The 2,299-nt window shown below is 71.3% G+C and carries 2 protein-coding genes; both read right to left on the bottom strand.

Annotated features, from left to right (window positions below; genetic code table 11):
* On the bottom strand, positions 1-1,038 hold a 1,038-nt coding region (locus G6018_RS03525; RefSeq protein WP_241731390.1), incomplete at its 3' end, for a 2Fe-2S iron-sulfur cluster-binding protein.
* Positions 1,035-2,299, bottom strand: a 1,265-nt coding sequence (gene nuoF, locus G6018_RS03520; RefSeq protein ID WP_182638752.1) for an NADH-quinone oxidoreductase subunit NuoF, incomplete at its 5' end; no start/stop codon positions are given. The genes nuoF and G6018_RS03525, both read right to left, overlap by 4 nt.

The following is a 2,299-nucleotide window of genomic DNA, read 5'->3' as shown; positions in this document are numbered from 1 at the left end:
TCCGCCGGTCAGGACGCCCGTGCGACCGCGTGCGGCGGACAACCCCGCGGCGGCCGTGGCGAGCGCGGTGCTCCACGGGACCGGGACCAGGCCCCCGTCCCGGCCGCGGATCATCGGGGTGGTGAGGCGGTCGGGTTGCGTGGCGTGGGCGAAGGCCCACCGGCCCTTGTCGCAGTTCCACTCCTCGTTGACGTCCGGGTCGTCGCCGGCCAGCCTGCGCAGGACCTTCCCGCGGCGGTGGTCCGTCCGCTGCCCACAGCCGCTGGCGCAGTGCTCGCAGACGCCGGGGCTCGAGACCAGGTCGAACGGGCGCGCCCGGAAGCGGTAGGCGGCACCGGTGAGCGCCCCGACGGGGCAGATCTGGACGGTGTTGCCGGAGAAGTAGGACTCGAAGGGCTCGTCCCCGAAGACGCCCACCTGCTGCTGGGATCCCCGTTCCATCAGGTCGATGAACGGGTCGCCCGCGATCTGGTCCGAGAACCGGGTGCACCGGGCGCACATCACGCACCGCTCGCGGTCGAGCAGGACCTGCGCCGAGATCGCGATGGGCTTGGGGAACGTGCGCTTGACCTCGGTGAACCGGGAGTGCCCGTGGCCGCTGGAGAGTGCCTGGTTCTGGAGCGGACACTCACCGCCCTTGTCGCAGACGGGGCAGTCCAGCGGGTGGTTGATCAGCAGGAGCTCCATGACCCCGCGTTGGGCCTTGTCCGCGATCTCGGAGGTGAACTGGGTGCGCACCACCATGTCCTCGGTGACCGGGGTGGTGCAGGAGGTCACGGGTTTGGGGGCGCCCTCGACCTCGACGATGCACTGGCGGCACGCGCCGGCCGGCTCGAGCAGCGGATGGTCGCAGAACCGCGGGATCTGAACGCCGAGGCGTTCGGCGGCGCGGATCACCAGCGTGCCGGCGGGCACGGAGACCCGGCGACCGTCCACGGTGAGGGTGACCAGATCCTCGTCCCCGTCGGGTTTCAGGTCGGCGACGGTGTCGTCGGCGCGCGGGGTGATCTTGTTGGGCACGCGGTCGTCGGGGGTCATCGGGCCACCTCCTCGGTCCGGGCGAAGACGGTCGAGCGGCTGTGGTCGAAGGGACAGCCGTCGGGGATGTGGGCCAGGTACTCGTCCCGGAAGAGCGCGATGGACGACATGATGGGAGCGCCGGCGGCGTCCCCGAGCGCGCAGAACGACTTGCCGACGATGTTGTCCGAGATGTCGAGCAGCCGGTCCAGGTCGCTCTCCCTCGCGGTGCCGTCCTCGAGCCTGCGCATGATCTGCACCAGCCAGAACGTGCCCTCACGGCAGGGTGTGCACTTGCCGCAGGACTCGTGGGCGTAGAACTCCGACCAGCGCAGCACGGCCCTCACCACGCAGGTCGTGTCGTCGAAGATCTGCAGCGCCTTGGTGCCGAGCATGGAGCCCTCGGCCGCGCATCCCTCGTAGTCCAGGGGCATGTCCAGCTGGGCGTCGGTGAGGATCGGGGTGGAGGAACCGCCGGGGGTCCAGAACTTGAGCGTGTGCCCCTGCCGGATGCCGCCGGCGTGGTCCAACAGTTCCCGCAGGGTGATGCCGAGGGGTGCCTCGTACTGGCCGGGCCGGGCCACATGCCCGGACAGGGAGTACAGCGTGAAGCCGGGGGACTTCTCCGAACCCATCGAGCGGAACCACTCGGGCCCGTGGTGGAGGATCGACGGGACGCTCGCGATGGACTCGACGTTGTTGACCACGGTGGGACAGGCGTAGAGGCCGGCGACGGCCGGGAACGGGGGACGGAGCCGGGGCTGCCCCCGACGGCCCTCGAGGGAATCGAGGAGCGCGGTCTCCTCACCGCAGATGTAGGCCCCGGCGCCCGCGTGGACCACGATGTCCAGGTCGAAGCCGCTGCCCAGGATGTCGCGCCCCAGGAACCCGGCCTCGTACGCCTCGGCGACCGCGGTCTGCAGCCGTCTGAGCACCGGTACCACCTCGCCGCGCAGGTAGATGAACGCGTGGGACGCCCGGATGGCGTACGCCGCGATCACCATGCCCTCGATCAGCACGTGGGGCGTGGCCAGCATGAGGGGCATGTCCTTGCAGGTCCCGGGCTCGGACTCGTCGGCGTTGACCACCAGGTAGTGGGGCTTGGCGGCGGGGTCGGAGGCCTCGGGGTCCTCGGGGGCGTCGGGGCCGGGGGCCTGCGGGATGAAGCCCCACTTGCGGCCGGTGGGGAACCCCGCCCCGCCTCGGCCGCGCAGACCCGCGTCGAGGACGGTGGAGATGACCTCGTCCGGGCCGGTGGCCAGGGCGCGTCGCAGACCCACGT

It is taken from the genome of Dietzia sp. DQ11-44 (genome assembly GCF_014145205.1).
GTDB lineage: Bacteria > Actinomycetota > Actinomycetes > Mycobacteriales > Mycobacteriaceae > Dietzia > Dietzia natronolimnaea.
Note: the sequence above shows the minus strand (reverse complement) of the source record. Positions and strands in the feature narration are given on the sequence as shown.